At 73.9% G+C, this 4407-nt stretch carries 3 protein-coding genes; all 3 read left to right on the top strand.

Translation table 11 applies throughout. The features are described 5' to 3' along the window. Window positions 1–377 (top strand): ATP-binding cassette domain-containing protein (locus KBA23_RS16025; protein ID WP_290743049.1); only part of this gene is annotated, 377 nt, incomplete at its 5' end. Between the two features lie 78 nt (window positions 378–455). Beyond that, entirely contained in the window at window positions 456–3329 is a 2874-nt protein-coding gene (locus tag KBA23_RS16020) for a bifunctional [glutamine synthetase] adenylyltransferase/[glutamine synthetase]-adenylyl-L-tyrosine phosphorylase (RefSeq protein ID WP_290743046.1), read from the top strand. Further along, on the top strand, window positions 3326–4231 hold the full coding sequence (locus KBA23_RS16015; protein WP_290743044.1) for a histone deacetylase: 906 nt from the start codon (window positions 3326–3328) through the stop codon (window positions 4229–4231). The genes KBA23_RS16020 and KBA23_RS16015 overlap by 4 nt, the downstream gene beginning before the upstream one ends. Window positions 4232–4407: the final 176 nt, after the last annotated feature.

Raw genomic sequence — 4407 nt, 5'->3', positions numbered from 1 at the left:
AGGGCCGCGAGGGCTACCGCGCCCATCTCGGCGAGCGCGGCGTGAAGCTCTCCGGCGGCCAGCGCCAGCGCATCGCGCTCGCCCGCGTCATCCTCAAGAACGCCCCCGTCCTCGTCCTCGACGAGGCGACCTCGGCGCTCGACAGCGAGGTCGAGGCGGCGATCCAGGACACGCTCGACACGGTGATGGAGGGCAAGACGGTGATCGCCATCGCCCACCGCCTCTCGACCATCGCCCGCATGGACCGGATCGTCGTCCTCGACGACGGCCGCATCGCCGAGGAAGGAACCCACGACGCCCTCCTCGCCCGCGGCGGCCTCTACGCCCGCTTCTGGCGCCGCCAGTCCGGCGGCTTTCTCGACGTCGCGGCAGAATAGATGCGGCTGCCGCCCCCTTGCCGCTCCCGCGCCGGCGGCTAAGCTCGCGGCCCGACCGCCCGAAGCCGAGGAGCGCCCATGACCGCCGGAGCCGCGAGCCTCGCCGACCGCATCTCCCGCGCGCCGATCGCGCACGACCCCGCCCCGGCGGCCGACGTCGCCGCGCTCTTCGCCGACCTCGCGGGCCCGGTCCGCGAACTCCTCGCCGGAACCGCCGGATGCTCGCCCTATCTCGGCGGGCTGATGCGGCGCGAGGCCGACTGGCTCCGCGAGGCGCTGGGCTCGCCGCCGGAGGCGAGCCTCGCCGCGATCCTCGCCGCACCCCACCCCGGCGACCCGGGCCCCTCGCTGCGGACCGCCAAGCGCCGCGTCGCGCTCCTTGCCGCGCTGGCCGACCTCGGCGGCGCCTGGGACCTCGACGCCGTCACCGGGGCGCTGACCGCCTTCGCCGACCATGCCTGCCAGACGGCGCTCGCCGCCGCCCTCGCCGCCGAGATCGCCCGCGGCAAGCTGCCCGGCGTCACCGAGGACGACCTTCCCGACGCCGCCGGGCTGTTCTTCCTCGCCATGGGCAAGATGGGCGCGGGCGAACTCAACTATTCCTCCGACATCGACCTGATCGTCCTCTTCGACGAGAGCCGCCACAACGCCGACGCCTATGCCGACATCCGCCGCGGCTTCGTCCGCGTCACCCAGAAGGTCGTCAAGACCCTCTCGGAGAACACCGCCGAGGGCTACGTCTTCCGAACCGACCTCCGGCTCCGCCCCGACCCCTCGGTCACGCCGGTCTGCATCGCCACCGACCCCGCCGAGCGGTACTACGAGAGCCTCGGCCGGACCTGGGAACGCGCCGCCTTCATCAAGGCCCGCCCCTGCGCCGGCGCCGTCGAGGCGGGCCGGGCCTTTCTCGATCGCCTGCGCCCGTTCGTCTGGCGACGCCACCTCGACTATGCGGCGATCCAGGACGCCCACGACATGCGGCTGCGCATCCGCGCCCACAAGGGACTGGCCGGCCCGATCCGCGTCCTCGGCCACGACCTCAAGCTCGGCGCCGGCGGCATCCGCGAGATCGAGTTCTTCACCCAGACCCGCCAGCTCATCACCGGCGGCCGCGACCCGGACCTGCGCTCGCGCCGCACGCTGGACGCGCTCGCGGCCCTCACCGGCAAGGGCTGGGTCGAGGAGCCCGTCCGCGACGCCCTGACCGCGGCCTATGTCGCGCACCGCACGCTGGAGCACCGGCTCCAGATGCTCGACGACGCCCAGACCCACCACATGCCGAAATCCGCCGAGGCGTTCGCCCGTCTTGCCGACTTCTGCGGCGAGACCGACCGCGAGGCTTTTTCCGAAGCCCTGCGCGCCCGCCTGACCGAGGTTCACGCGCTGACCGAGCCATTCTTCGCCCAGGAGCGCGCCGTCGCGCCCGCGCCCGACCTCGCCACGATCTTCCGCGACCCGGAGGCGGCCGCCGCCCGCATCGCCGACTGGCGGCGCTATCCGGCCATGCGCTCCGAACGCGCCCGCACGATCTTCAAGCGCATCCAGCCCGAGCTGCTGGCCCGGCTGAAGGACGCGGCCCAGCCAGACGAGGCTCTGATCGCGCTCGACGCCTTCATGGCGCGCCTGCCCGCGGGCGTGCAGGTCTTCTCGCTCTTCGAGGCCAACCCGCCGCTGCTCGACCTGCTCGTCGACATCGCCGGCTCGACGCCCGAGCTCGCCCGCCACCTCGGCCGCAACGCCGGCGTCTTCGACGCGGTGATCAGCCCGGACTTCTACAAGCCGCTGCGCGGCGCCGACGAGCTGCGCGCCGAACTGACCGCCATCCTCGCCGCCATCGACGACTACGAAAGCGCCCTCGACCGCGCCCGCGTCTGGATGAAGGAACGCCACTTCCGCATCGGCGTCCATCTGCTGCGCGGCCTCGCCGAGGCCGACGAGGCCGGCGCCGCCTACTCCGCGGTCGCCGACGCCACCGTCGCCGCGCTCCTGCCCCGCGTCCAGACCGAGTTCGCCCGCCGCCACGGCCCTGCCCCGGGCGGCGGCGCGGCGGTCGTGGCCATGGGCAAGCTCGGCTCGCGCGAGATGACGGTCAGCTCCGACCTCGACCTCCTCGTCATCTACGACGCCGCCCCCGACGCCCAGTCCGAGGGCCGACGCCCCCTCGCCGCGCCCGTCTACTTCGCCCGGCTCACCCAGTCGCTGATCGCCGCGCTGACCTCGCCGACGTCGGAAGGCATCCTCTACAGGGTGGACATGCGGCTGCGCCCCTCCGGCCGGCAAGGCCCCGTCGCGGTCAGCCTCGCGGGCTTCCGCCGCTACCAGGCCGAGGAAGCCTGGACCTGGGAGCACCTCGCGCTCACCCGGGCCCGGGTCGTCGCGGGGCCGGCGGATCTCGGCGCCCGGGTGACCGAGGCCATCGCCGCCGTCATCGCCGCCCCCCACGACCCGGCCAAGGTCCTCGCCGATGCCCGCGACATGCGCCGCCGCCTCGCCGAGGCCCATGCCGAAGCCGCGGCGAACCCCTGGGAGGCGAAGCTCGGCCCGGGCCGGATGATGGACATCGAGCTCCTAGCCCAGACCGGCGCGCTGCTCCACGGGCTCGTCGGCGTGCGCCGGCCGCGCGCCATGCTCGACCGCCTGGCGAAGGCCGGCTGGCTCGCCCGCGGCGACGCCGCCCGCCTCGCCGCCCAACTGGAGCGGCTTGCGAGCCTCCAGCAGCTCGTGCGCCTCGCCGCCGACCATACCATCGACCCGTCCGAGGCGGGCGCCGGCCTCGTTCGCCTGGTCCTCGCAACCACCGGGGCCCCCGACCTGCCGGCGCTGGCGGCGCAACTCGCCGAAGAGGCCGCCGCCTGCGCCCATCTCATCGCCGCACGGCTCGACGTCGCCCCTGCCGGCGACGCGCCGCCCGAGCCGACCGCGTCCGATGCGGCCCCGTCCGACGCGAAATGACCCCGACCATCGTCTATCACCCCGACTACATGGCCCAGATCCGGCCGGGGCATCGCTTCCCGATGTCGAAGTACGGCTTCCTGCGCGAGACGCTCACGGCGCGCGGCCTGCTCCCCGCCTCGGGCGGCTTCCTGTCTCCCGCCCCCGCCGGCGTCTCGCAGGTCGCCGCCGTCCACGACCTCGCCTATGTCGAGCGCGTCGCCGAGGCCCGGCTGACCGCCGAGGAAGCCCGCCGCATCGGCCTCCCCTCCACGCCCGCGGTGGCCCGCCGCGCCTTCCTCTCAGCCGCCGGCACGCTCCTCGCCGGAAGGCTCGCGCTCGAGCGCGGCGTCGCCTGCAACATGGCGGGCGGCTCCCACCATGCCGGTCCCGAGGGCGGCGCCGGCTTCTGCGTCTTCAATGACGTCGCGGTGGCCGCCCGCGCGCTCCTCGACGAGGGCGTCGTCCGCCGCGTCCTCGTCGTCGACTGCGACGTCCACCAGGGCGACGGCACGGCCCGCATCTTCGCCGGCGACCCGCGCGTCCTCACGCTCTCGCTCCACGCGGAACGCAACTATCCGGCGCGCAAGGCCGTCTCCGACCTCGACTTCCCCCTGCCCGACCGCCTCGGCGACGCCGCCTACCTCGAGACCCTCGCCCACGCCCTCGCCGCGACCGCACCCTTCGCCCCCGACCTCGTGTTCTACAACGCCGGCGTGGATCCCCACGAATCCGACCGCCTCGGCCGCCTCGCCCTCACCATGGACGGCCTGCGCGCCCGCGACGCCCTCGTCCTAGCCTGGGCCCGCGCCCGCGACCTGCCGGTCGCCGGCGTCCTCGGCGGCGGCTACGACGACGACCCATGGCGCCTCGCCGCCCGCCACGCGATCCTGTTCGAGGAAGCCGCCCGCCTCGCGTCGTGAGGCGCCCCATGAAATCCTGATGATTTCATATAGGTTAGCTAACCTGGAGAGTAACCGGGGCAAAAAGGTGGGCGGTTGTGTCGATAGGGGATCCACAAGCGCAGGGATTTCTGAATCCATGCGGGCATGGCAGGAGCCCCACCAGATATCGATGACTTGAACCTGGCGGGCCTCAG

Source organism: Amaricoccus sp. (assembly GCF_017995835.1).
GTDB lineage: Bacteria > Pseudomonadota > Alphaproteobacteria > Rhodobacterales > Rhodobacteraceae > Amaricoccus.
Note: the sequence above shows the minus strand (reverse complement) of the source record. Positions and strands in the feature narration are given on the sequence as shown.

Excerpts from the sequence above, each read along its gene's own strand:
- KBA23_RS16015 (WP_290743044.1), top strand. The coding sequence starts at position 3,326 with ATGACCCCGACCATCGTCTATCACCCCGACTACATGGCCCAGATCCGG.
- KBA23_RS16020 (WP_290743046.1), top strand. The coding sequence starts at position 456 with ATGACCGCCGGAGCCGCGAGCCTCGCCGACCGCATCTCCCGCGCGCCG.